The following is a 23,594-nucleotide window of genomic DNA, read 5'->3' as shown; positions in this document are numbered from 1 at the left end:
GCGGCTGCAACAAAATCCCCTCCTAAGGTAAATTGTTGTTGATGTCACCTTGGGGAGGGGGATGCGGATTGACAATGACCAATGGAATACCGTGCTGGAATTGTTCTTTGGCGAAACGTTACCCAGTATATAGAAGGTGCTTTTTCATTTAAACCTCAAATTAATTCATTACAGGACAATTTACATTGAAAAGTATCACAAAGCTTAAATAACGTCTCCAGCTTAATTGTCTCTAATTGGGTTCCTCTGTACAGCTTATTGATGGAATTTCGGCTTAGTCCTGATTTCTCCATTAATTCGCCCTCCAGCTATTATGTACAAATTTCATCACATGGTTAATTCGATCTTTTATTTACAATATCCTTTTTCTAACCGGGGTACAAAAAAAGGGCTCATTCAACTGAATGTGCCCTTTCATTGTTACTATGGATGCCGAGGACGGGGGTCGAACCCGTACGGTACTCACGTACCGCAGGATTTTAAGTCCTGTGCGTCTGCCTGTTCCGCCACCCCGGCATGTTGTGTGCGTGGTTAACGCGACAAGAAATATAATATCACGTATTATGGGGATACGCAATAAATAATTGCCATTAAATTTTCCTGTATACAGACAAACAGCCCGATCAGCCGAAACTGATGCGGGCCCTTTGCAGTTACTAACCCCGTCTAGTGGCGTTCGCGCTCGCCGCTTCTGCTGCGCATACCGACCAGCCCCAGAAGTCCGAGCAGGCCGAGCCAGCCCCAGTTAGAGCCGTTATCGTTATCGCCTGTGGTGCTCTGTGCCCGGTAGATGCCGGTTGGTGTAGTGTTGTTCAGCGGGGAGACGGGGCTGTTGTCTCCGGTACGGATTTTATCCCTCATGATCGTCTCGTTCTTGTGCATGGTGCCTGTCGTCTGATTCATCATGGTATTGCCCCGGCCGTTCATCATTTGTGTGCTCCGGCCATCCATGTCCCCCATGTTGCCCATAGTGCCCATTCGGGTATCCGATGTTGTGCTGTGGGTAACGGGTGCTGTTCCGCCCATTCCTGTCGTGCCAGCCGCAGCAGATGTGTAACCGGCTCCGAGCAGACTCATGGATAATACTGTGCCGCATGCAAGGCTTGTAATCAGCTTGTTCAAGATGGTATGCCTCCTCTGTGGTTGTGGTTTATCGCTAATAATTTCCCCACACGGCACATCATCTATGCAACGCAGATTATTCCTTTATGATGTTCACGGTCTTGCTGAGCGCATCATAGGTCACTTTGGCTCCAAGCGCTTCGGCAATGGCACGTACCGGAGCATATGTGGTGACGCTGTCCAGCACGCCGGTCGTGAGCTTCTGTCCGTTCAATGTGATATTTACTTTAACCTCGGTATTCACCTCTGGGTCACCTCCGTTAATCCGGCTTAATGCGTCCTTCACCTGCTGAACGGTGGGGTGCTTACCCGCCCGAAGCTCAGCAGTGGTTAGTCCGAAGGTCATCTGCAGATGAGAGTAGTCCTTGAAGGAACTCCAGTCCCCGCCCCACTCGAAACCAAGCTTCTTCGCCTCCTGTGCAACCTCCTGCCAGTCCGCTACCTTATCCCCGTCTCCGTCACGTTTCATATCCCAGGATACGCTTTTGCCATCCGGCAGCAGCAGTGCGAAATCAATTGCCAGCCCGTAATTGTGATAGCTGTTCCCGCCCTTGGCATTGGTTACAATAGCGCCTTTCTTCGTTCTTCCCTGCGCGTATAGCGCATTCTGCTCGGCAATGGTACGCATTCCCTGGGTAATGAGGATCGGAATCCCTCTGGCATAACTCCGCCGGATGAGCTCTGTAGCACCCGCCAGCAGCACCGGATGCAGATTGCCCAGCCACCCTGCCGATTTACTCTTCACTTGATCCAAAGTCAGCATATACTCACCCCCTGGTATAGTAAATGCCCGCTTGTACAATGTTGCATGTACACTTTCACCCCTGCATCCGCCCAAGTTTGCCAGGCTCCCAGAAGCATACGAAATAAGCCCCCAGGCATTCCTGAGGGTTTTAATGAGGCTTGAATGAGGCTTGATCCAGCTTAGCGTAAACAGGAGCCAACAAGGATGAATTGCTGCCCCACAGGCCACACTAACATGGAGTACCGTTAATCCTTAACCCCGCATGGAAAGGTGGACAACCATGGATATTCACAGTGACAGCTATAAGGTAGCCGCACTTAGCGATCAGGAGGATGTTGTTGAGGTGATCCGCGAGGCCGAGTCGGCCATCGCCCGTATGACCGGGAATCCCGGAGTCACGCTGATTGCTTATGAAAAGACAGAAGCCGCCCGGAGAAATTAACCGCTCCGTCCGCTCCGGCCAGCTTCGCCTGCACCCTCAGACGATATAGGCGTCCACAATATCATCCACGTTCAGCCACTTCCATTCCTCCGCCCACTGCAGCTTGATTTCGCGCGAGTGGGTGTGAATGGAGGTTACAAATCCGCTAAGCAGCTTGTGCTCAAGAGGGTCAAACAACACTACCGTTACCCGTACATGACTCCGCAGCGACAAAGCCAGCGTATGCTCAATCTCCTCCAGCTTGTGCTCATCCGGAACCGGCCTGACGCTCTGCCACGTCTCCCGTTCACCTCTACTGATTACGCGCATCTGCTCCGGCAGTACTGTCCGGTTGCTGTCCCACAGGTTATTGCCCTCCAGCTTTTTGCCCATTGCCGCTCCCCCAATCTATGGTCTGTATACAATACCGCAATACGTCGTCCGCTCATCTACCGAACGTATGTTTGTATTATATCCGTGATCCGGCTTTTTAAGCAAGCAGAAATATATGTAAGCACCAAGACCTGGAAGGAACCATACCGGGCTCCGCCGGCACAACAAAATAACCCCACAGCAGTGGGGCTAGCTTGAATTCATTCTGGTAATTACTCAGGCACTAAACGGGGATGAATACTTTTTAATTGGCCGTGTTTCCTGCCGTGCTCTCTGTCGTTGCAGCTCCCGTATCCGTCTTCGCAGCCGCGTCCGCTTCTGACGGGTCCACAATTAGACCTTCTGTGCTCTCTTCCGGGTCAATCAGCCCGGCGGCCGCTCTGGCTTCATTCAGCTTGGAGATGCCGTACAGCATCGCTACATCCGCCTGCTGGTTCATTGCATTGAATTCCTCGGCAGTTACATCGGGAGAAACCGCGCTTTTGGAGGCCTGCTCTTTAATGGAATAGGCACTTTTAAAAGCAATAATTGAATCTCTGAGCAGCGTCTGGATCGTGTCCGGCAGGCTCTTGGAAATCTTCACATCACTCACCTGATCGGCAATATCGGAGGCTGTATCCTGGAACTCGTCCACGGCCTTCTGCAGCTCCTTCTCGGTTGCCTCTCCTGTTGAATAAGAAGTTAAGGTGGTGTTGAAATTTTCCAGCGAAGATTTACCCATTTCATCGAATTTTGACATTTCATTGTAGAAGCTCTGAACTGTATCCTGCACTACTTCCTGCGAAGCAGGTTCTGCGCTGTCATTGCTGCAGGCACTTAGGACTACAACCATCATAAGTAATCCTGCAAATAAAAATCGTCTCATATTTATATCCCTCCACTTAACAGAATAATATCGAATTTTGTTAAGTGCAAATGAAATTAATGTAAAATCGGCCGGGATGAAACATTTTCCTGAGATAAAGCGTATTCACAGAAAGAAACACAAGAAGAACCCGGTAGTGACTGGGAATTCTTGTTATACTATAATCAAATTATCCGTTATACGAGAGGAAGATATGTTATGCCTTATTGCACAGCCTGTGGTGCGGAATATAAGCAAGGTGCCAAATTCTGCGGAGAATGCGGAGCAGGTACAGAGGATAATAACGCTCCGGCAGCAGCACGCCGTCCGGCGGCAGGCCGGGTCTCCGGAACAAGCACAGAAACCGAGCTGTGGCAGGGTAAGCCTGCGGGCATATCCGACCGGCTCAAGGGGCTTATTGGACTCAATACCACCAGATACACGATTACAACCCAGCGGATTATGGTGAAGAGCGGACTGATCGGCAAGGATGTCGAAGAAATCGAGCTGCTGCGGGTCAATGATTTTTCCGTCACGCAGTCGATTCCTGATCGTATTCTAGGCATTGGAACGCTTACTATCCTCTCGGATGACGCCTCGTCGCCGCAGCTTCCTTTCCGCAAAATCCGCAAGGTTCAGACCGTAAAAGACGTGCTGCGACAAGCCGTCCGCAACGAAAAAGTCGCCAACAACATCAGCTACCGCGAACAAATCTGACCTAAGACCTTACTGTTAAGGAAGATACAAAGCCCCTGCCGGAATTACGCCTTTGACCTGGCTGGGGCTCTCCCACATCAGCACGGCCCGCGCATCCCCCTGGTTCTCGTAATACTCCACCTTCAGCTCATGCAGCTTACCCGCAATCAGCTTCACACTGCCTTGCCGTTCCTGCCCGCTCTGCTTCATCCAGCTGTCAATAATCAGCTTGCCGTCGATCCACACCCGGATGCCATCATCCGAAGAAGTATATATGGTGTAAGTCTCACTGTACACCGCACTTAGCCTGCCGCTCCATCTTACCGAGAACAAATCTGCACCAATAGCCGGATCAGGGGCTGCCTGTCTCCAGATGAAGTTGATGTTGGCATCTGTCCGGGTGAGGGCGGGCGTACCGCTGAGCGTAATGTTATTGTAGTACTGGCCATACAAGCCCGGCTTAGGAATGCCGCCCGGTGATGGATCCATTGCTGCCGCCTTTGCTGCATATTCGTCTCTCGTGAACACGAAATTATCCTTCATAAAAGCTTTGATCACCGCATCACTGTTCTTCTCATACAGCAGCTTGCCCCAGGTCATCTGGTAGCTCCATTTGTTCTGGGAACCAGCCAGCAGGGCTGCCGGAGGAAGCTCCCCATTCTCGCCAATGGCGATCAGCTTGCCGCGTCCCAGATCCCAGAGGCTGTCATGATGGCTCCCCTTGAAGTCCGCGTCATAGATATCCAGGGCCAGCACATCTACTCTTCCGCTGCCCGGGTAATATTTCGCAGGTTCGTCACACCACTGGTTTTTCGCATTCGGACTCCACACCCACAGCAGATTATGCAGCTTGTGATATACGGTATACCGCTCGAACATAATCTCCCAGAGGGTGCTGAAGGAAGACTTCTGCCCCCACCAGAACCAACCGCCGTTCATCTCATGGTAAGGTCTCCAGAGCACAGGTACACCGGCATCCTTCAGCTTTTTGAGATACACGGCTACTTTGTCCAGCTCTGCAATCATTGCTGTGTATTGGACGGTTCCCGGAGTAATATATTTGTTGAAATCTGCTTCGCTGAGGCTCATCGAGACATTCGCCCAGGCCGGAGCGGTTCCCGGCAGATTGGCATGATAGCTCATCGTCACGATTCCCCCGGCCTGATGCCAGCGGACCGCACTGTCCGTGACGCCCTGCCGCTGGCTGCTGATTTGCTGCTCCGTCTGGTTACTGATGGGTCCCATTTCATAGCCGTGCAGTCCCGCATAGCTCCCGCCGGTATTCTTCAGCTTCACGCTGAATTCATCCGGGCTCTCCAGATAATCATGCTGTCCGCTGATCACGCCTTGTCCCTGCAGCCAGTATAAGGTGTTCAGCAATTTACGCGCCGGTAGCGCCAGCTCTGCATCTGCAGGACTCATCAGCACACTGCGGAAGGCAGCCTGCCACTGTGCATCGCCTACCAGCCTTGACGCGGAATCCAGCAGATCTCTGAGTACACGCTGTTCCACTTCTTCCACCATCCTTTTCCATCTGTTTGTACATTTTATGGCGAATTATGTAACATCAGAACGGCGGATAGACAAGAATTACGTCTGTTCCAATTCCGCAGTCATACGCTATACTATTGTGAGCGTAGGCTTCCTGCGCCCACCAAACTTAAGCGTATGCTTCCGAAGCGAGTTTTGCCGGAGCTTATCATTGGAAGCTATGCTAACAAAACTTTTAAGGAGCAGATATGAAAGCCAAAAAATTCATCACCAGTCTCATTATTGTTGTTCTGCTCAGCCTGGCTGCTTACTACTTCGAGGAGAACGGTCAGCTTCCGTCCCAGACGCCGTCTTCTGGCCAGTCAGAGGTTGTCCGGCTGGAATTCCCGTCTGACCGTTATCCGGAGACCGCCAGACATATTCAGGAAGCGATTGAGAACGGGGAGTCCCCCATCTGCACGATTGACCGGAATGAAGCCGAAGAGAACCGTAAGGAATCCCTGAAGGGCGTACCCACCAAAAAAGGTTATGACCGCGACGAATGGCCGATGGCGATGTGTGCGGAAGGTGGAGCCGGCGCTGATATTGAATACATAACTCCCAGCGATAACCGCGGAGCTGGAAGCTGGGTCGGCAATCAGCTGGAGGACTTCGCAGACGGTACCCGCGTAGAGTTCATGTTCAAATAGGCAGAATGCCTGAATGCTCCGGCTACCGCTACCGCAAATGATTGCTGATAAGAAACAGATCGCATATTAGCCGCTCTCCTCTCCGTCATATAAGGACATTTGCATGCCTGTTATGCGAACGACAGTTCTTTATGCAATTTCACCCAAATAAAGCGTAAAATAGGGTGGGATATTATTCCATAGACGGAGAGCAGGGAGTGTTCTATATCTGTTATCGGGGGAAAAGGCTGTACGGCCCTATGTCCGAGGCTGAAGCCTTACAGGAATGGTTTGCACTTGCAGGTACAGTCAAGGAGTTGTATATCATTGAAACGGATGAGCATACAAGCAGAATCAAACGCCAGATCGGTCCGGCGGCACGCAAAAAAAAGAAATAGCCCCATCCGGCCTCAGGCCAGACAGGGCAGCACTTGCTTAATAGCGTTCTAGAACAAACAGGCTTTAGTGATAATAACCAGCAGAATGAACAGAACCAGAATCGCACCAGTCGAAGTCCAAGGGCTTACAACCGGAACAATCGGAGGACCCTGATTAACTCCACCGACGTTATTTCCACAACCGCAACCATACTCTGCTCCCATAATTTAATTCCTCCTCTTGAATATTGAATACAGCACAGAATATGTGGAAATCTAACCGGTGGCATGGGCCAATTGGCAAAGAAATGCCATTCACCTAACGGCCAAGCCCTAATCGGTCGATATAAAAGGTGGATGCGCTGCTTCAAAAAATCTTGGAGGAGGAACACAAATGGATATTGCTGCACTATCGGTTGTCATGAACCAGTCGTCTTTATTGCAGGCTGCGGGATTACAGGTCATGAGTATTGCCAAAGATCAGGCACAGACGGATGCCCAGAATATGGTCCAGATGCTGAGTCAGGGCGCACACCCCACCTTGGGAAAAACACTTGATATTCGCGCCTGATTGCTTTATGCTTACATACATAGGAACACCCGTTCCATATCCATTCAGCTGCTGACTATTGAGTGTGCTGATTGCTTAGCCCTTCAGGGCTTTTCTTTTGACCTTTAATACGAACATACGATCTTATATTGAGGTGATTGATTATGCAATCCTATTATCAGATGACTGCGTTGGAGAAATGGACAGAGGATTTATATCAGCGCATCGGTGTCCGCCAGCCGTCCGACATATCCATTGAATACATAGCCGAACGGCTGAATATCTGGATTCATTATCTGGATGTCCGAAGCAAGAGCATTGAGGCCAGCGCAGGAATGTACAGCATGTTTATCGACAACAGGCTCCCTCCCGAACTGCAGCGGCTGGAGTTCCTCCATGAGCTGTGTCATCTGCTCCGCCATGCCGGCAAGCATACTCTTATGCCTGAACAGTTCACGCAGGCGCAGGAGGATGAATCAGAGCGGTTTATTCTCTATGCCGCCATGCCCTATTCCATGATTTCTGCACGGATACTGCCGGAGCTCCGCGAGGATGCCGTGGCTGAGCTTTCCAGTACCTTTCAGGTGCCTGTTGAGCTGGCTCTGCAGCGGATTGACCAGATCCAGCGGAGGATTTTCCAGGGGCAATTGATGGCCGTAATGGAAAGAAACGAAGACAGAAAATTAATCCATAGACATATTCGCTAAGCGCTGCGGGGATAATACCGGCATAGACCTAAGAACAACAGATGTACCTCTATGCATGGTGACATTTCAACCGTAAAGGGGAGCGACATGGAAGCCATAAAAGTCATTCAATTACTGCTGACCCATCCGGATTACAGCGTAGATGCAGTTCATCCCGAAATTCCGGATTTTGTCGGCATTGAGACCATTGAAGTGGACCACGAAACGCAGACCTTCTCCATCTTACTGCAGGAACCCAAGGAGTACGATTAAACCTCCGTGAAGAATAATCAGCATATAGAGAGCTAGCTCAGTCCATAACCTTTCACCCTATAAAAAAGTGACCCCGCCAATATCCGGCAGGGTCTAAGGTTTCTATCAGGGGGTATGTATACACTATACTCACCGTTGCTTAAACCAAACTTAAATCAGGCTGAGCAGGTTCTGATTATGGGCAAAGGGTCAGGGGACTGCAATTTTCAGTTTTCTCTTGTACTACCATATTGTACAATAATGGGAGTAACTGCAATTTAATATCCCCGCGGACGGAGTGATTCTATCACTATCAGCACAATCAAGAAATGGATCGTAGCCGCTCTAGTCTTTCTAAGCCTATTGCGTATTCTTTACTATTTACTATCCAAGGTCGTATTCGAATACATAACGTTCTCAGATCCCTATAATAATATCTTTCAAATGATCGCAATGGGCATCATGCTTATTGTAGCGCTGGTCTGCACTTCTCTGCTGATTAATGACAAGAATAACGACTAGCCGCTGCTGACAAACTGGATAATCCCGATACCCGCCATTGCCAGGAAGATTCCGAGTATTACCGCAAGCATGATCCAGACTACCTTTTTGGTGGACTGCGGGGGCGGATTATAGTTCTCCATCATTGCAATCCGTTTCTCCAGCGCAGCAACCCGCTTCTCTAGTTCAGTTTTGTTATCCTCTGCTTCGCTCATTGCCACTCTATTCCCCCTCCCCTCTTGTTATATATTTTTAATTGTTTCATCATGATTCTGTAACTTATATCTGTGAAGTCAACATCTCCCTGAGGCCTGCCTTCGGAACTTCAGAATTCTACTTTGCTCTTCTGCGCGCTAATAGCCAATCGAACAATAATCCAAACCCCAGCCAGAAGAAGAAGTGAATGCCGTATAGTATAAACTGGAACAGAAGTTCATTGTCCATGGTATAATGCAGATCTGTCAGCTGAGGATTAAGCCATAACAGCAAAGGACTTGTCAAAAAAAGCAGCAGGTTTTTATCATCTTGTCCTGACAGATTAATCATACATACCGCTACAGACAGAATCGGTAACCACAAACCCAATCTCTTCATTAATTTCATCTAAGCCCCTCCATTTACTAAATACTACCATATAATGATAGATGGGGACCATGATATACATCTTGAATCCATAGAGAAACCTCGCCAGAATATTATATCTATTAATAATTCTCCCCGGCATAATACCGCTCCAGCTTATGCTCCAGATGAATGAGCTGTGTTTTCTTCGCTTCTATATCATCCAGGAGCTGTTTCTTCTGATTCTGAATAAGCGTAATCCGCTCCGGTAAGGTAGCCGTACCGGCTCTGACCATATCATGATACTTCTTGATCTCCTCCACACTCATTCCCGTTTCACGCAGACATCTAAGGAAGATCAGCCAGGTAATTTCCTGCTCGGTATACAGTCGGTTGTTCTGCTCATTGCGGGCTACTGCATCCAGAAGTCCTTTTCGTTCATAAAAGCGGATCGCCCCTATGCCCACCCCAACTTTTTTGGCGACTTGTCCTATCGTAAACATTCCGGTTCACTCCCAAATATTTATGTTGACCTACACTTAGTGTAGCATAATAAACTTTGAATTGTTGCTAGACCATATCCCACAGAAAGAAGGATTACGATGAACAGAACCGCTTTTGTAACAGGCGCCAATAAAGGAATTGGATTTGAAATTGCGAGACAGCTCGGTGAAGCGGGCTGGAAGGTGTTGCTTGGTGCACGCAGTGTTGAACGGGGGGAAGCCGCAGCTTCCGAACTGCGAAATGAGGGTTTAAACGCAGAGTTCGTGCAAATTGATATGACTAATCAAGAGAGTATTGAACAAGCAGCCGGCAGCATTCAGGCCAATTACGCTGATCTGAAGCTTTTAATTAATAATGCCGGCATGCCGGGAGCCTTCTCGAGTTCATTCAGTGCAACCCGAGAGACCGATTTGCGCAATGCCTTTGAAGTGAATTTCTTCGGAACGTTCCGCCTGAATCAACAGCTGTTCCCCTTAATCCAAAAGAATGAAGGAACCATTGTGAACGTATCGACCGATATGGCTTCACTTCACTTCATGCAGAGCTCTGCATACGCGCTTAATGCTTTTGACTATAATGCCTCCAAAACCTCCAACAATGCAATGACCGTGGCCATGGCGATTGAATGCAAGGACAGCAATGCTCAAGTATTCGCCGTAACTCCCGGCTTCACCAAGACGGATTTGAACGGCAATGCCGAAGGCGGCAAATCCAAAGCAGACGGTGCAGCTATTATTGTCCGCTACGCAACGGATGGTAAACGGCATAACGGGGAGTTTCTCAATGTAAATGGGGTTTATGCCTGGTAATGCAGTCAACTGCTTATTCTGACTATAATAATAGTAAAGGTTATACTTGCCACGAATGAAAAATGCCCGCCAACGGAATACGGTTGACGGGCCTCAATATAATAGACTATCGTGTCACTTCCACGAAAAACTGCTGTAAATCCAATTCGGATTTTATATTTTCAATCACATTTTTCAAACCTGGAACCCAGAGTAAAGTATCTTGCCGAATATAGTTTAAAACTAAGGCGCAACTCCGTTCAAACTTTTCAATATGGGGGCTGTGCTCATTTTTCAAAACTTTTCTGACCTCATCTGCTAATTCCATATAATCAGAGTCAATGTGATCTTGCTTATTTATTTCAGCGGGTTTTAATTTAGACCAGGCGTAAGCTCCTCCAGCCACTACTTCTTCAGATCCCTCCACATATTCCAGAGACGAATCCTCGTTAATGAATTCATTAATCCGCGCCTCTAAACCTTTGAAAGTTTGGACAAAATCAATTACGTCTTCCAAAAAGACACCTCCCAAATAGATAAGAAGATGTGATTTTCCGCTGCTGTAAAATTCCTTCAGTTAGCAATCACAATCTTGTGTGATTCCAGTGTATCGCATTTTGAAACAAAAATACATTGTGAAAATTTCAACCTTCTCCAGAAACTCACATTAGATCCTTAACAAATAAATGGAACGAATTAGTGTATGACGATTAGATAGAAGAGAGCTGCTAAAACAAACCGATAGAGAGCGAACCATTCCAAGCGAAGACGTTTAATCAGTTTGATAAAGGTCACTACTGCAATCATTGCTACTATGAAGGATGCCGCAAAGCCAATTAACATTAGAAGTAAATCGTCAGAACTCAACAAATCACGACTATCATACAAATCCAACAAGCTTGCACCAAACATGACAGGGACCGAAATAAGAAATGTAAAATCTGCGGCGGCTTTTTGGCTAGTACCGAGCAAAAGGCCGCCTGAAATCGTCGAACCCGATCTTGAGAATCCCGGCCACAACGCCAGGCATTGGAACAAACCGATTCCGAAGGCTTGTTTATAGCTAATTCCATCCATCGTATCAGCGGTTTCTGTCCGCCTATTCCGTGCAGCGATGATCATCAACAAGCCCCCGACTACTAGACCGATCACGACAGGAGTCGGGCCGAATAAACGGCTTTTTATAGTATCCTTGAAGAGGAGATACATGATTAATGCAGGCAACATAGCTAATATCATATGAATGATGTTTAATCCTTTACTTTTGGAGAAATCCATTCTAACCATATTAGACCCAATCTCCAAATACCTTTTCCAGTAAAGAATTAAAACCGCCATTACTGCACCCAGCTGTATAACAATCTTAAAAGTGATTGCAGCTTCTCCCTCAAAGCTAAGCAAATCACCTGCTAAAATAAGATGTCCGGTAGATGATACCGGTAGAAACTCAGTTAAACCTTCGATTATGCCAAGAATGATTGCTTTAATAATGTCAGTCACCAGTGGATAGTCCCCTTTCGGTAATGGAAGCTTTTTATTTCCAGTATACGGGGGACATAATTATTTCCCAATCGATTGACCTTACATTTCTTCCATTCAGCATGACATAATTGTCACATTGATCATTGAAATGATCCCCTATATCACTCCCTTTCCTCTTGAAGACTGACAGATGGCGTACGGTTCGTGTCCCATGGGTACCTCTGCGAATCACATGCTGCACAGACAAGCAGATCGAGGAGCTTTGAAAATGGGCGACGGGAGTGGCAGGAATCAAGTAGACCGATGAATTCCCGGATTGGCTTTCGTCTAAATAAACGAAGGCATCAATGACAACAAACCATTTTGAAGATGAGGTGTTAAAAATGGCATTAATGTCCACATTCACGAGCTTCAATCTGCCTGTAAACAACGTAGAACAATCGAAGGCGTTCTTCACCGGACTCGGATTCGAGCTCAACCCGCAATTCCCCGATAATGAGAAGTCGGTAGCCATCGTGATCGGCGACAACCTGCAGATCATGCTGCTCACCAAAGAACTATTAAAGTCGCTCACGCAGAAGGAAACCGTTGATACGGAAAAGTATGCGCAAATGACGATCGCACTCACCTTCGAGAGCCGAGAAAAGGTGGATGAAATCGTGAATACTGCGGTCTCCTTGGGCGGGAAATCGTACGAAGAGCCTGAGGACTATGGATTCATGTATCATTGGGCCTTCGAGGACTTGGACGGCCATATGTGGGCAATCAACTACATGAACACGGATGCCGCTCAAGGTTAAGGATAACGGAGAGCGCACTGATACTTGGATTAACAAGGGAAGACGACGGGCGCCTTCCCCGGCGTCTTTTTTGCGACAGGGTTATTTTATGTATGCTCTTAATTCAAATCGTTGACCGCACGAACCGCGCACCATAGATTGATTTTCCTATACTTTTTTTCTTAAGGAAGGCCATGCTGAGGATATAAAGTGGCTTACTTTAAAGTGGATTACCCATAAAGGCGGCGATTCTGAAATCACGCAGGATAACCAAAATAAATATGATGTAAAAATCGAGTTTAAAGCTTGAACCTGTGGAATATAAGTCTCCATTAGCAATTCCGTCAGCATCTCAAAATTAAGACCTTTCCCCACTCAAGCCTATTCGCTCCGTCGACTCTATAAACAGCAAAAAACCCTTACAAGGTAAGGGTTTTAGTGAAGTGGGCCCTACAGGACTCGAACCTGTGACCAATCGGTTATGAGCCGACCGCTCTAACCAACTGAGCTAAGGGCCCGGACTAGGATATCCGTATTATACAAGTGCTGTCTGATGAAATAAAATTGGTTGCGGGGGCAGGATTTGAACCTGCGGCCTTCGGGTTATGAGCCCGACGAGCTACCGGGCTGCTCCACCCCGCGTCAGTAATCATATTCAAACAGCGACAATAGATAATATACAATATAAGCATAGATAAAGTCAAGGATGAATTTGGTTAATTTGTTTATGGCAGAAAACGCACACCGTAGCGGCCCTTGCGCGAACGGTAAATTTCCACAAAACGCGGATCATGATAGCCGTAGATCCAGCCGTCCTGTTCGAGTCTTTTAGCCAGACAACCCGCTTGAAATCTTGTCCTGAACAATTTCGCGAAGTATATCCAATTCATGATGCCCTTCTCCTTTTTCGTATTAATGTTTGCTGCTGCCTGATCATTATCATGCCCATATTTTCATTAATAACAGGAAAAAAGCCCTGCGGAACGGCTGGAAAATTCTGCACCGCTTGTCTGAAATTATTTTCCATTCAAGAATTCAGAGGATAGTTGTATAATGTACAATTAAAAACAGCAAAAAGGGATGCTTGCCTCTTATAACTGTAGTCTGTACAACTAAATCTGCCCGAATCGGGGAAAACCGTCTGCAACTCGAAGTTTAATTGCACGAAATACAACTAAACGATTATTTGGTTATAAATCAGACGATTTAATTGTACAAAGTGCACTTAAGCATACCGGATCGGATATACCATAATGGGGTCACTACAAACCATTGGCAAATGATTTTCCAAAGTGGTTCTCACTAGTTTAAATTTGACGCTATACTACTTGCCCTTCGCACTTCGCTCCAGCCAGCCGTTGTCCAGATTGAACAAGACTGTGGGATCTTTGCGCATCGCGTTAAGCATATGGTTGCCCTGCTGCTCCCAGGCCTTGAGGGCATTCGCTACCGTCCGTTTGCCTTGAATGACTTCGCTGAACAGCATTTGTCCGGCCAGATTGATCTGATAAATATTAGGCATCTTGTACGCCAGACTCTCCACATTAGCGTCCGTCACCGGCACAGGCTTCACATTGTAAAAGGGTTCAAGGCTTACTCCAGCCTTCTGTGAACGGTTGAAATCCATCCGGGAAGTAAGCTGATAAGGATTGGCCGCCTTGATTCTGGCTACTTCGTTGCTGTTCACAAATTTGATCAGCTCCCAGGCATCCTCTTCATTCTGCGCGGTACTGCTGATGGCCAGCATCTGATCCAGTCCCGCGCCGACGGCCACGCCCGGCTTCTCGGCAAACGTAGGTACAGCGGCGGTTCCCCAATCCACATGTCTGAAATTAATGTTCTTAATCAGGAGCGCATTGCGGTCCGCGGAAGCCAGCTCGTTGATATAACCATATTCCCCGATGACCATTGCCGCTTTGCCCGTCAGAAACCAGTCTCCCAGAAACGGGTTAAATCCGGTCTCTGCAGGTTCGGCAACAGCTGCGGCTGCGGCTTCAATATCATCCGGGCCGGGGATAATCTTCTTCTGAATCAGATTGCTGAAGGTAGTCCAGCCTTTACTCCACAGCGCATTGTTCACTGTCATTGCCCCGCCTTGGTTATCGTACATAGCAGCTTGCAGAGGAGAAAGATACGCCTGCATATCCCCGAACGGATCGCCGGCATAACGGCTCCTTGAGAAGCCATATATCCGCTCATCCATCTGCTTGGAGGTCTTCGTCACCATACCTGCAAGCTTGAAGAATTCATCCCAGGTCATCCCGTCCGTTGGATAATTCACTCCGGCAGCATCGAATATCCCTTTGTTATAGAAAACTACACTGGCGTTGAAAGTAGGTGCCAGCGCAAATAGATGGCCCCTTCCGAGCTCACGGACACCATTCAGCATCGTTGGTGCCATATTGCTGATATCATAGCCGTCACGGTCAATCAGCGGCTGCAGAGGCTCAAGCATGTTCTGGGCTGCCAGACTCCTGATCAGGCTGCTGTCTCCTATGACCACATCTACCGGATCACTGCCAACCATGATGTCACGCATATGCCCCAAAACCTCCGGTCCTTCCACCATGTACGTGTTGGTGAAGCGGAACTGCTCCTGATCCACCGCCGGAACAAACTCCAGCTTCACGTCCGGATGCGTGAACTCATAGAGGTCAGTCAGATTCTGGCGCAGATAGGTATCATCGCTGTTACTCCACAGACTGCCGATCCGCAGGACCCGCTGTCCGCCCGATGGCTGCGTCACCACGGATGCCGTCAGGGGTTTGGCCGAAGTGGCAGAGCTGACAGGGGCTGCCGCCGCTTCAGCCGAAATAACAGGCAACAGTACCGCCGCACAGAATGCCAGCTGAAGACCGCGCCTGAGCAGAAGAGGAATCGTTGATTTAGCCATATTTATAGCCTCCTAATGAAATATCATAAGCCTGGACAAGTGGCTGAGCATGCCTTTATTTAGCATTATATAGCCTATTCGAATATCGGAAGTGACATCCCGTTTAAACTAAAAAGACAGTTTGTTCACCTTGGCACAGTCTGCTTCTGTCTAACGCAAAAAAGAAGCCCTGCTGTACCTGTGAAGGCACGGGGCTTCTTGCTGTATTTCTTGCCTGCTTCCGGGCGGCGGCTTTTGTCGCATGAATTTCCCGATTCATCCGCCTTCTATGGTAGGCATCCGTTATCATTTCACACACAAAATCCTGCACATAATACAACATTTTCCTCATCCTGTCGGCCAAAATCGAAGATTGTTGTAGAAAATGCAGCATTTCCTCTTCACCAAGCAGCTTAGCAGGAGGATTGTTGTATTTCATACAACAATTCTCCTAAACACCTGGCTATGCATGAGAAAAAGTTGTAAAACGTACAGGCGTGTTGATTCCCCATATTATGGAATGAATATAATTCCCAAAATGCTCTTGTTCCTGAGTAGACTCAGTTGAACCTGCCACTCCAGCGGAAGACTAAATATACGCCAATGCTGCATAAATTCCCAAAGGGTCAGTTGAGCAAAGGCAGGCACGTTGGAGTGGATTTCATCATAAACGCGTCTCAGAAGCACATAGACAGCAAGGGCCACAAACAATTGGCTGTATACTGCATTTTCGGTGGTTCCAAATAGACATGGCACGTTCAGATGCTGTTTAATCCAGCGGAAAAAGACTTCAATTTCCCAGCGTGCCTTGTAGATTTCGGCGATTACATGAGCGGACTCTTTTCTCAAATCGGTCACGACCCGTACGACTTCCCCCCGGTCATTTTCAAATTCTACGACCCGGTGGCGCTGAGCGGATTGGCACTTCCCTTGACCGATATAACAAGTCATATCACGAACAATTTTCGTTTCTCCCTCTGCGGGTCGCTGGAGGTTTCTCGGCTTCACCAAATGGATTGTCTTTGAGTCGAATCACAAACGACTGGCCCTGGAGCACATATTGATCCAATCTGCTAATTTTTCCATACGCCCGATCCTGTACCAAAATGTAGTCCGTATCTGCCAAAACTTCTCCAAACGGAGCGTCATTGCGCTTCGCAATCGATTCCTCCACGTTCACGGGTAAACGCTGACCTTGCGAAAGAGAGCGACATGCAGCTTAATGCCCCCTCTAAATTTTTTGTACGAGGCCCAAGGCATTCGGGAATTCGCCGCCGTGACCGTCGTCGAGTCAATCAGCAGAAGATCTTTAGGAAGATTCAGATGCCGCCGGGTTTGTCGGTTACATTTCTTGACGAGCAGTTGAAAGATACGTTTGAAGATTTCGTAAGGGACTTCACCGGCCTTGCCGGAAAGGGTGGAGTAATGAATCTCAGGCAAGTCAAAGTTTGGGCCTAAGCGGGCACTTTGCCGGAAGCCGTCCCATTTGTGGTAGCAGGCTTGGACAAAGTAATCGAGTAGCAACCCGACGGTCATTTTGGTTCCACTATCTACGTAGTCCTTGGTTTGTCCAGTCACCATTTGGACTTCTTCCGGTGTTAATACTTGTTTGAAAACGGCTAAAAATGGGGTATATTTATTCATGAGGTCGCCTCATTTCGGTTTGGTTTGGTCGTACTTACCATTACCCGAAATGGCGGCCTTTTTCGTCCCTTTTTTTGGGAAATCAACACGCCTATAAAACGTACAACATTAATGTCCACACCGCTCACTAAGAAGTTTCATAAGAAGTTTCAAATGAACCGGTAACAAGTCAAGTGGTAGGAATTGATGTATTCAGCCGTTCCGAACCTGCTGACAGCCTGCAATCCAGCTTATACGCCGAACGCTGCCGGGTCTTTACGCCACGATTGCAGTAGCGCTACATCCGAGTCAGCGATCGTGCCTTGAGCCAGCGCCACATCAATGAGTGTGCTGTAGTTGGACAGGCTCTGCAGCGGGATATCCGCAGCAGCGAAAGCATCTACGGCGCGGTCCAGCTCGTAGCTGAAGATAGCCAATACGGCCAGTGGTAAGCCGCCAGCTTCCTGCACAGCCTGTGCGGCCTTGATCGAGCTGCCGCCGGTGGAGATCAGGTCCTCGATCACGATCACCTTCTGGCCGGGAGCGATCAGGCCTTCGATCTGGTTCTGCTTGCCGTGGCCTTTGGCCTTGTCGCGGATATAAGCCATCGGCAGACCGAGCTTATCGGCCACCCAGGCCGCGTGCGGAATTCCGGCGGTTGCAGTCCCGGCAATCACCTCAGCGTCCGGATAGCTGCTTCTGATCAGCTCTGCGAAGGCCTCAGCAATATAGTTACGGACAACCGGGAAGGACAAGGTCAGGCGGTTATCGCAATAGATCGGCGATTTGATGCCGGACGTCCAGGTGAACGGCTCCTGCGGACGCAGGGCTACCGCTCCAATCTCCAGCAAATAACGTGCAACTTGTTCACTTTTATTCTCTAATGGGCTCATACTTCGCTCATCTCCTCAATAATGGTAAGTGCTGCGGCGCGCGGATCTGCCGCCGCTGTAATCGGCCGGCCCACTACCAGGTAGTGGCTTCCCTGCCGTATAGCTTGTCCGGGTGTCATTACGCGGGACTGGTCGTCCAGCGAGGCTCCGGCAGGCCGGATCCCCGGGGTCACTGTGCGGAAATCCGGTCCGCAGGCTGCTGCGATCACCGCTGATTCCTGCGGCGATGCCACCACACCATGCAGCCCGGCTTCCGCTGCAAGCTTGGCGTAGCGTACTACGGTGTCCGTCACCGTACCGTTGATGCCGATTTCGCTGTTCATAACCTCCTGGCTGGTGCTGGTCAGCTGAGTCACCGCGATAATGAGCGGAATATGCAGCGACGGATGCAGGCTGACGGCCTTGGCGGCACCTTCCAGTGCAGCAGCCATCATGGCGGCTCCCCCGGCGGCATGCACGTTGAACATATCAACGCCCAGCATGGTCAGGCTCTCCGCCCCGCCCCGGACGGTGTTCGGGATATCATGCATTTTGACGTCCAGGAAGACCGAATAGCCGCGTTCCTTCAGCTCCCGGATGAAGTCGGGCCCGGCAGCATAGAACAGCTGCATGCCGACCTTCATATAGCAAGGGATACCTTCCAGCTGGTCGAGTAACAGCCTCGCCTGCGCCGCATCCGGGTAGTCCAGGGCAACCATCAGCCGTCCGGCCATTTCATTACGCTTTTCTACTTGTCCGATGTTCTCATGTTCGTGTTGCTGCTGTGCTGCGGTCCCGTCCATTTGCCAGCCTTCTTTCTGTAATCAAGTGGTAATGAGCTCTTCAAGGTCCCGGGCATAGGTGAACGGTCTGCGCTAACGCAAACCGTCCTTGTAGCAGCCTGTAGCGGCTGCCCTCACCCTATTTTATTATTGTCCGACAAAAGCAGGCATCGACTGTGACGAGAAGTTGATCGTCTGCAGCATTCTCAGCAGCGCGGTTACGGTATCCAGCGAAGTCATACATACAACGCCGTTCTCAACCGCTTCCCGGCGGATACGGAACCCGTCACGCTCAGGCGTCTTGCCTTTGGTCAGTGTATTGAAGACGAAGTTCGCTTGACCGCCGCGGATCAGATCCAGAATGGTCGGCTCACCTTCATCCAGCTTGTTAACGTTCATCACGTTCAGCCCGGCCTGCTCAAGCGCAAGCGCGGTACCGCCGGTGGCGATGATTTTGTAGCCCATGGCATGGAAGCCTTTCATCAGCTCAACCGCTTCAGCCTTGTCTTTGTCCGCTACGGTAACGATGATAGCTCCGGTGGCTGGAATCTTCATTCCCGCACCGATCAGCCCTTTGTAGAGCGCTTTGGCATACAGCTTGTCGCGGCCCATAACTTCGCCGGTCGATTTCATTTCCGGTCCTAAGGTCGGTTCTACTCTGCGCAGCTTGGCGAAGGAGAACACAGGTACTTTTACCGAAACATAGTCACTTTCCGGCCACAGCCCTTCTGTGTACCCGTCTTCCTTCAGCTTGCCGCCGAGGATGATCTTGGTTGCCAGATTAGCCATTGGAATGCCTGTCACCTTACTCAGGAAAGGAACCGTACGCGAGGAGCGCGGGTTAACCTCGATCACATACACTTCGTTCTGATAGATGACAAACTGGATGTTAACCAGTCCGATCGTCTTCAGTTCCTTAGCGATCTTGATCGTGATCTCGGAGATCTTCTGCTTCAGGCCTTCATCCAGATATTGCGGCGGATAGACGGCGATGGAGTCACCGGAGTGAACCCCTGCGCGTTCTACATGCTCCATAATTCCCGGAATCACTACGGTGTCGCCATCACAGATCGCGTCGACTTCAACCTCTTTGCCCAGCATGTAACGGTCGATCAGCACCGGATGCTCCGGATTGACCTTCACCGCTTCAACCATGTAGCTCAGCAGCTCTGTATCGTTGTAGACAATCTCCATCGCACGGCCGCCGAGGACATAAGATGGACGAACCAGCACCGGATAACCCAGCGCTTGTGCTGTTTCAACAGCTTCGTCAATGTTGATAACCGTCTTGCCTTTTGGCTGTGCGATATCCAGACGGGCCAGAAGTGCTTCGAATTTCTTGCGGTTCTCTGCTTCGTCAATGCTCTCCAGGCTAGTACCCAGAATGTTCACACCTGCTGCTGCGAGCGGTGCAGCCAGATTGATTGCGGTCTGTCCGCCGAACTGTACGATAACCCCGATCGGATTCTCCTGGGCGATAACGTTCATGACATCCTCGAAGAACAGCGGTTCAAAGTACAGGCGGTCTGATGTATTGAAATCCGTCGACACTGTCTCTGGATTGTTGTTGATAATTACGGCTTCATAGCCGGCTTTCTGGATCGCCCATACCGCATGCACGGTAGAGTAGTCGAACTCAATACCCTGGCCGATACGGATCGGACCGGAGCCGAGCACGATAACCTTCTGTTTATCGGAATGAATGACTTCATTCTCGGTCTCATAGGTCGAGTAGTAGTATGGAGTTGATGCTTCGAATTCTGCGGCGCAGGTATCGACCATTTTGAATACCGGAACCAGACCCTGCTGCAGACGCAGCACGCGTACTTCGGATTCCTTGGTGAATGCCCCGCCCGGACGTCCTTCGGCACGGATCTCGGCAATCGCCCGGTCGGTGAAGCCCTTGCGCTTAGCCTGATAGAGAATTTCTGCGGACAAGGTTTCTTCCGCGCGGATCTCGTCCTCGAAGTTCACGAGGCCTTCGATCTTGGACAGGAACCACCAGTCAATATTCGTCGTATCCTGAATATCCTGCAGTCCGTAGCCGCGGCGGAACGCTTCTGCGATCAGGAACAGGCGCTCATCATCCGCTTTGGCGAGTCTATAACGCAGCACACTGTCTTCAAGCAGCTCTGCGCCAGGCAGACGGAAACGGTGCACACCGATCTCCAGCGACCGGATCGCCTTGTGAATCGATTCTTCGAAGGTCCGGCCGATGGCCATCACTTCTCCGGTTGCCTTCATCTGGGTACCCAGCTTACGGTTCGCAGAGATGAACTTGTCGAAGGGCCAACGCGGGATTTTGCTGACGATATAATCCAGTGTCGGCTCGAAGCAGGCATATGTCTGTCCGGTAACCGGATTGACGATTTCATCGAGCGTGTAGCCGAGGGCGATTTTGGCAGCCATCTTGGCAATCGGATACCCGGTCGCCTTCGACGCCAACGCCGACGAGCGGCTTACGCGCGGATTCACTTCAATGACATAGTATTGATAGCTCTGCGGGTCCAGTGCGAACTGCACGTTACAGCCGCCTTCGATATTCAGCGCGCGGATAATCTTCAGGGAAGCGCTGCGCAGCATCTGGTACTCACGGTCAGATAACGTCTGGCTTGGCGCTACTACGATACTGTCGCCTGTATGTACGCCAACCGGATCAAAGTTCTCCATGTTGCAGACTACGATACAGTTGTCATTCTTATCACGCATCACTTCATATTCGACTTCCTTCATGCCGGCGATGCTCTTCTCCACCAGACATTGGCCGATCGGACTGTAACGGATACCTGCTTTGACGGTTTCGCGCAGCTCTTCCTCATTGTCACAGATCCCGCCGCCTGTTCCGCCCAGCGTGTAGGCAGGACGGACGATCAGCGGATAGCCGATGCCGGCGGCGAAGCCCATCGCTTCTTCCACACTTGTGATGATGGCACTCTCAGGAACAGGCTGATCCAGCTCACGCATCAGCTCGCGGAACAAGTCGCGGTCTTCTGCTTTCTCGATGGATTCCAGCTGTGTACCCAGAAGCTTCACATTCTCGGATTTCAGTACGCCTGCACGGGCCAGCTCCACTGCCATGTTGAGGCCGGTCTGTCCGCCCAGTGTCGGCAGCAGTCCGTCCGGACGCTCCTGGCGGATAATCGCCGTCACGAATTCGAGCGTAATCGGTTCAATATATACTTTGTCAGCCATATTGGTATCGGTCATGATCGTAGCCGGGTTGCTGTTAATCAGCACAACCTCTACGCCTTCTTCTTTGAGCGCCTGGCAGGCTTGTGTGCCCGCATAGTCAAACTCGGCGGCTTGGCCGATGACAATCGGACCGGAGCCGATAACCAGAATTTTTTTGAGTTTATCGTTCTTAGGCATGTTATAGTGCTCCTTTCACGGCTTCAAGCTGTGCTGCAGGTTTCGGTGCCGTGATTCTGGCATTGGCCGCAAGCTGCGCCTGGCGCGAGCCTGCCGGCAGTTTCGCCTTGTGGTCTGCGATCATCTGCAGGAAACGGTCGAACAAGTAGCTGCTGTCATGCGGTCCCGGCGCCGCTTCCGGATGGTATTGCACCGAAAAAGCGGGGTAACGGGTATGCTTCAGTCCTTCGACGGTCTTATCATTGTTGTTAATATGCGTTACTTCCAGATCCGTGTTCACTACGGATTCTTCATTAACCGTGTAGCCATGGTTCTGCGATGTGATGAAGCAGCGTCCGCTCTCCAGCTCTTTGACCGGATGGTTACCGCCGCGATGGCCGAATTTAAGCTTCTCGGTATCCGCGCCGCATGCCAGCGCGAACAGCTGATGACCCAGGCAGATGCCGAAGATCGGATATTCGCCGAGCAGCTCGGATATGGTCTTAACCGCATAAGGCACATCCTTAGGGTCCCCAGGGCCGTTCGACAGCTGGATTCCGTCCGGATTCAGGCGGCGGATCTCATCTGCAGTCACATCGTGAGGCACGACAACCACATCACAGCCGCGGCTGTTCAGCTCGCGCAGAATGCCTGTCTTCGCGCCGTAATCTACCAGCACGATACGTTCCTTATTCCCCGGGCTGCTATATGTCTTGGTTGTGGAGGTACGGGCTACCTGATTGCGCAATTCTTCAATTGTAGTATCGCCCATCATTTCCATCAGTTCTTCCACACGTTTATTCGAAGTGGTGAGGATCGCCTTCATCGTGCCGTGATGGCGGATAATGCGGGTCAGCATCCGGGTATCAATCTCGCTGATTCCGGGAATGCCGTATTCCTTCAGCAGATCGTCTACACTGTATTCAGCACGCCAGTTGCTGGGCACAGTCTCGTGACGACGCACCACAAAGCCGTGCACAAAAGGGCGCACAGATTCAAAATCATCACGGGTAATGCCGTAATTTCCGATCAGCGGATACGTCATTGTGACGATCTGGCCGCAGTACGAAGGGTCCGACAGCACCTCCTGATATCCCGTAATTCCTGTGTTAAATACAACCTCGCCCGTCTTTTCGCCTTCCGCGCCAAATGCGGTGCCTGTAAACAGCGTTCCGTCCTGAAGCAGCAATCTCGCCTGCATTCCCTTCCACTCCTTCTTGTTTCTGTAGTCTGATGC

30 protein-coding genes and 3 tRNA genes are annotated in these 23,594 nt (G+C 49.9%); 9 read left to right on the top strand and 24 right to left on the bottom strand.

The genetic code is table 11. The features are described from left to right. Positions 1 to 155: 155 nt before the first annotated feature. The 4 genes from NSQ73_RS06780 to NSQ73_RS06765 all read right to left on the bottom strand — a co-directional run bounded on the left by NSQ73_RS06780 (position 156) and on the right by NSQ73_RS06765 (position 1,885). Positions 156 to 308 (bottom strand): helix-turn-helix domain-containing protein, encoded by a 153-nt coding sequence (locus NSQ73_RS06780; RefSeq protein ID WP_235441378.1) that lies wholly within the window; start codon positions 306 to 308, stop codon positions 156 to 158. A 122-nt stretch (positions 309 to 430) separates the two neighbouring features. Then, positions 431 to 516, bottom strand: a tRNA-Leu gene (locus NSQ73_RS06775). A gap of 150 nt (positions 517 to 666) precedes the next feature. Further along, complete coding sequence (locus NSQ73_RS06770) at positions 667 to 1,122, bottom strand: WGxxGxxG family protein (RefSeq protein WP_340985825.1); 456 nt, start codon at positions 1,120 to 1,122, stop codon at positions 667 to 669. Positions 1,123 to 1,198: 76 nt separating this feature from the next. Further along, positions 1,199 to 1,885 carry a M15 family metallopeptidase gene (locus tag NSQ73_RS06765; protein ID WP_340985824.1) on the bottom strand — a complete coding sequence of 229 codons (687 nt, stop codon included), beginning with the start codon at positions 1,883 to 1,885 and terminating at the stop codon, positions 1,199 to 1,201. A 262-nt stretch (positions 1,886 to 2,147) separates the two neighbouring features. Between NSQ73_RS06765 and NSQ73_RS06760 the strand changes: the two genes are divergently transcribed. Continuing rightward, entirely contained in the window at positions 2,148 to 2,309 is a 162-nt protein-coding gene (locus NSQ73_RS06760) for a hypothetical protein (protein WP_340985822.1), read from the top strand. 36 nt (positions 2,310 to 2,345) lie between these two features. On the opposite strand, the gene NSQ73_RS06755 is transcribed toward NSQ73_RS06760, so the two are convergent. Both NSQ73_RS06755 and NSQ73_RS06750 read right to left on the bottom strand, forming a co-directional pair. Beyond that, complete coding sequence (locus NSQ73_RS06755; RefSeq protein WP_340943347.1) at positions 2,346 to 2,681, bottom strand: YolD-like family protein; 336 nt, start codon at positions 2,679 to 2,681, stop codon at positions 2,346 to 2,348. Between the two features lie 244 nt (positions 2,682 to 2,925). After that, positions 2,926 to 3,546 (bottom strand): hypothetical protein, encoded by a 621-nt coding sequence (locus tag NSQ73_RS06750; protein ID WP_144026073.1) that lies wholly within the window; start codon positions 3,544 to 3,546, stop codon positions 2,926 to 2,928. Between the two features lie 198 nt (positions 3,547 to 3,744). Here NSQ73_RS06750 and NSQ73_RS06745 point away from each other — a divergent pair, with 198 nt between their 5' ends. After that, the gene (locus NSQ73_RS06745) at positions 3,745 to 4,242 is read left to right on the top strand and encodes a zinc ribbon domain-containing protein (protein WP_336101021.1); all 498 of its coding nucleotides are present in this window, start codon (positions 3,745 to 3,747) and stop codon (positions 4,240 to 4,242) included. Between the two features lie 15 nt (positions 4,243 to 4,257). Here NSQ73_RS06745 and NSQ73_RS06740 read toward each other — a convergent pair whose 3' ends face one another. Next, a complete protein-coding gene (locus tag NSQ73_RS06740; RefSeq protein WP_340985821.1) occupies positions 4,258 to 5,733 on the bottom strand; it encodes a glycosyl hydrolase in 1,476 nt (491 codons plus the stop codon). A 227-nt stretch (positions 5,734 to 5,960) separates the two neighbouring features. Here NSQ73_RS06740 and NSQ73_RS06735 point away from each other — a divergent pair, with 227 nt between their 5' ends. Both NSQ73_RS06735 and NSQ73_RS06730 read left to right on the top strand, forming a co-directional pair. Continuing rightward, positions 5,961 to 6,401 carry a NucA/NucB deoxyribonuclease domain-containing protein gene (locus NSQ73_RS06735; protein ID WP_340985820.1) on the top strand — a complete coding sequence of 147 codons (441 nt, stop codon included), beginning with the start codon at positions 5,961 to 5,963 and terminating at the stop codon, positions 6,399 to 6,401. Positions 6,402 to 6,640: 239 nt separating this feature from the next. Next, complete coding sequence (locus tag NSQ73_RS06730; RefSeq protein WP_340985819.1) at positions 6,641 to 6,778, top strand: hypothetical protein; 138 nt, start codon at positions 6,641 to 6,643, stop codon at positions 6,776 to 6,778. Positions 6,779 to 6,826: 48 nt separating this feature from the next. Here the strand turns inward: NSQ73_RS06730 and NSQ73_RS06725 are convergent, their stop codons facing one another. Then, complete coding sequence (locus NSQ73_RS06725; protein WP_155991357.1) at positions 6,827 to 6,982, bottom strand: hypothetical protein; 156 nt, start codon at positions 6,980 to 6,982, stop codon at positions 6,827 to 6,829. Between the two features lie 169 nt (positions 6,983 to 7,151). On the opposite strand from NSQ73_RS06725, the gene NSQ73_RS06720 reads away from it, so the two are divergent. The 3 genes from NSQ73_RS06720 (at position 7,152) to NSQ73_RS06710 (ending at position 8,266) form a co-directional block, all read left to right on the top strand. Then, positions 7,152 to 7,328 carry a YjfB family protein gene (locus NSQ73_RS06720; RefSeq protein WP_076243860.1) on the top strand — a complete coding sequence of 59 codons (177 nt, stop codon included), beginning with the start codon at positions 7,152 to 7,154 and terminating at the stop codon, positions 7,326 to 7,328. A gap of 143 nt (positions 7,329 to 7,471) precedes the next feature. After that, entirely contained in the window at positions 7,472 to 8,014 is a 543-nt protein-coding gene (locus tag NSQ73_RS06715) for an ImmA/IrrE family metallo-endopeptidase (RefSeq protein ID WP_340985818.1), read from the top strand. An 87-nt stretch (positions 8,015 to 8,101) separates the two neighbouring features. Continuing rightward, positions 8,102 to 8,266 (top strand): hypothetical protein, encoded by a 165-nt coding sequence (locus tag NSQ73_RS06710; protein WP_156118709.1) that lies wholly within the window; start codon positions 8,102 to 8,104, stop codon positions 8,264 to 8,266. Positions 8,267 to 8,763: 497 nt separating this feature from the next. On the opposite strand, the gene NSQ73_RS06705 is transcribed toward NSQ73_RS06710, so the two are convergent. The 3 genes from NSQ73_RS06705 to NSQ73_RS06695 form a co-directional block, all read right to left on the bottom strand. Continuing rightward, positions 8,764 to 8,967, bottom strand: coding sequence for a hypothetical protein (locus NSQ73_RS06705; RefSeq protein WP_340985816.1), 204 nt, complete (start codon positions 8,965 to 8,967; stop codon positions 8,764 to 8,766). Between the two features lie 112 nt (positions 8,968 to 9,079). Further along, entirely contained in the window at positions 9,080 to 9,349 is a 270-nt protein-coding gene (locus NSQ73_RS06700; RefSeq protein ID WP_340985815.1) for a hypothetical protein, read from the bottom strand. Positions 9,350 to 9,450: 101 nt separating this feature from the next. Further along, positions 9,451 to 9,810, bottom strand: a complete 360-nt coding sequence (locus NSQ73_RS06695; RefSeq protein WP_171719977.1) for a MerR family transcriptional regulator — start codon at positions 9,808 to 9,810, stop codon at positions 9,451 to 9,453. Between the two features lie 99 nt (positions 9,811 to 9,909). On the opposite strand from NSQ73_RS06695, the gene NSQ73_RS06690 reads away from it, so the two are divergent. Continuing rightward, positions 9,910 to 10,620, top strand: coding sequence for an SDR family NAD(P)-dependent oxidoreductase (locus NSQ73_RS06690; RefSeq protein ID WP_340985812.1), 711 nt, complete (start codon positions 9,910 to 9,912; stop codon positions 10,618 to 10,620). A 106-nt stretch (positions 10,621 to 10,726) separates the two neighbouring features. Here NSQ73_RS06690 and NSQ73_RS06685 read toward each other — a convergent pair whose 3' ends face one another. Continuing rightward, positions 10,727 to 11,116, bottom strand: coding sequence for a hypothetical protein (locus NSQ73_RS06685; RefSeq protein ID WP_039304382.1), 390 nt, complete (start codon positions 11,114 to 11,116; stop codon positions 10,727 to 10,729). A gap of 179 nt (positions 11,117 to 11,295) precedes the next feature. Then, positions 11,296 to 12,099, bottom strand: a complete 804-nt coding sequence (locus NSQ73_RS06680) for an undecaprenyl-diphosphate phosphatase (protein WP_340985808.1) — start codon at positions 12,097 to 12,099, stop codon at positions 11,296 to 11,298. A 365-nt stretch (positions 12,100 to 12,464) separates the two neighbouring features. On the opposite strand from NSQ73_RS06680, the gene NSQ73_RS06675 reads away from it, so the two are divergent. Then, positions 12,465 to 12,881: a VOC family protein gene (locus tag NSQ73_RS06675; protein WP_340985806.1), complete on the top strand. Its 417-nt coding sequence runs from the start codon at positions 12,465 to 12,467 to the stop codon at positions 12,879 to 12,881. 423 nt (positions 12,882 to 13,304) lie between these two features. Here NSQ73_RS06675 and NSQ73_RS06670 read toward each other — a convergent pair. The 11 genes from NSQ73_RS06670 to carA form a co-directional block, all read right to left on the bottom strand. Beyond that, positions 13,305 to 13,378, bottom strand: a tRNA-Ile gene (locus NSQ73_RS06670). 47 nt (positions 13,379 to 13,425) lie between these two features. Then, positions 13,426 to 13,502: transfer RNA gene (locus tag NSQ73_RS06665), tRNA-Met, on the bottom strand. Between the two features lie 83 nt (positions 13,503 to 13,585). Then, positions 13,586 to 13,750, bottom strand: coding sequence for a hypothetical protein (locus tag NSQ73_RS06660; RefSeq protein WP_019909365.1), 165 nt, complete (start codon positions 13,748 to 13,750; stop codon positions 13,586 to 13,588). A gap of 434 nt (positions 13,751 to 14,184) precedes the next feature. Beyond that, positions 14,185 to 15,753 carry an extracellular solute-binding protein gene (locus tag NSQ73_RS06655; protein ID WP_340985804.1) on the bottom strand — a complete coding sequence of 523 codons (1,569 nt, stop codon included), beginning with the start codon at positions 15,751 to 15,753 and terminating at the stop codon, positions 14,185 to 14,187. A 103-nt stretch (positions 15,754 to 15,856) separates the two neighbouring features. Then, positions 15,857 to 16,171 (bottom strand): hypothetical protein, encoded by a 315-nt coding sequence (locus NSQ73_RS06650; RefSeq protein ID WP_340985802.1) that lies wholly within the window; start codon positions 16,169 to 16,171, stop codon positions 15,857 to 15,859. A 74-nt stretch (positions 16,172 to 16,245) separates the two neighbouring features. Then, entirely contained in the window at positions 16,246 to 16,740 is a 495-nt protein-coding gene (locus NSQ73_RS06645) for a transposase (protein ID WP_340985800.1), read from the bottom strand. A gap of 168 nt (positions 16,741 to 16,908) precedes the next feature. Beyond that, positions 16,909 to 17,313, bottom strand: coding sequence for a hypothetical protein (locus NSQ73_RS06640; protein WP_340985798.1), 405 nt, complete (start codon positions 17,311 to 17,313; stop codon positions 16,909 to 16,911). Positions 17,314 to 17,606: 293 nt separating this feature from the next. After that, positions 17,607 to 18,248 (bottom strand): orotate phosphoribosyltransferase, encoded by a 642-nt coding sequence (gene pyrE, locus NSQ73_RS06635; protein WP_340985796.1) that lies wholly within the window; start codon positions 18,246 to 18,248, stop codon positions 17,607 to 17,609. Further along, complete coding sequence (gene pyrF, locus NSQ73_RS06630; protein ID WP_246354554.1) at positions 18,245 to 18,961, bottom strand: orotidine-5'-phosphate decarboxylase; 717 nt, start codon at positions 18,959 to 18,961, stop codon at positions 18,245 to 18,247. Before pyrF ends, pyrE begins: the two co-directional genes overlap by 4 nt. A gap of 195 nt (positions 18,962 to 19,156) precedes the next feature. Next, positions 19,157 to 22,378, bottom strand: a complete 3,222-nt coding sequence (gene carB / locus NSQ73_RS06625; RefSeq protein ID WP_340985794.1) for a carbamoyl-phosphate synthase large subunit — start codon at positions 22,376 to 22,378, stop codon at positions 19,157 to 19,159. Position 22,379: 1 nt separating this feature from the next. Next, the gene (gene carA / locus NSQ73_RS06620; RefSeq protein ID WP_042139367.1) at positions 22,380 to 23,558 is read right to left on the bottom strand and encodes a glutamine-hydrolyzing carbamoyl-phosphate synthase small subunit; all 1,179 of its coding nucleotides are present in this window, start codon (positions 23,556 to 23,558) and stop codon (positions 22,380 to 22,382) included. Positions 23,559 to 23,594: the final 36 nt, after the last annotated feature.

Source organism: Paenibacillus sp. FSL R10-2736, assembly GCF_038000245.1.
GTDB lineage: Bacteria > Bacillota > Bacilli > Paenibacillales > Paenibacillaceae > Paenibacillus_AQ > Paenibacillus_AQ phytohabitans.
Note: the sequence above shows the minus strand (reverse complement) of the source record. Positions and strands in the feature narration are given on the sequence as shown.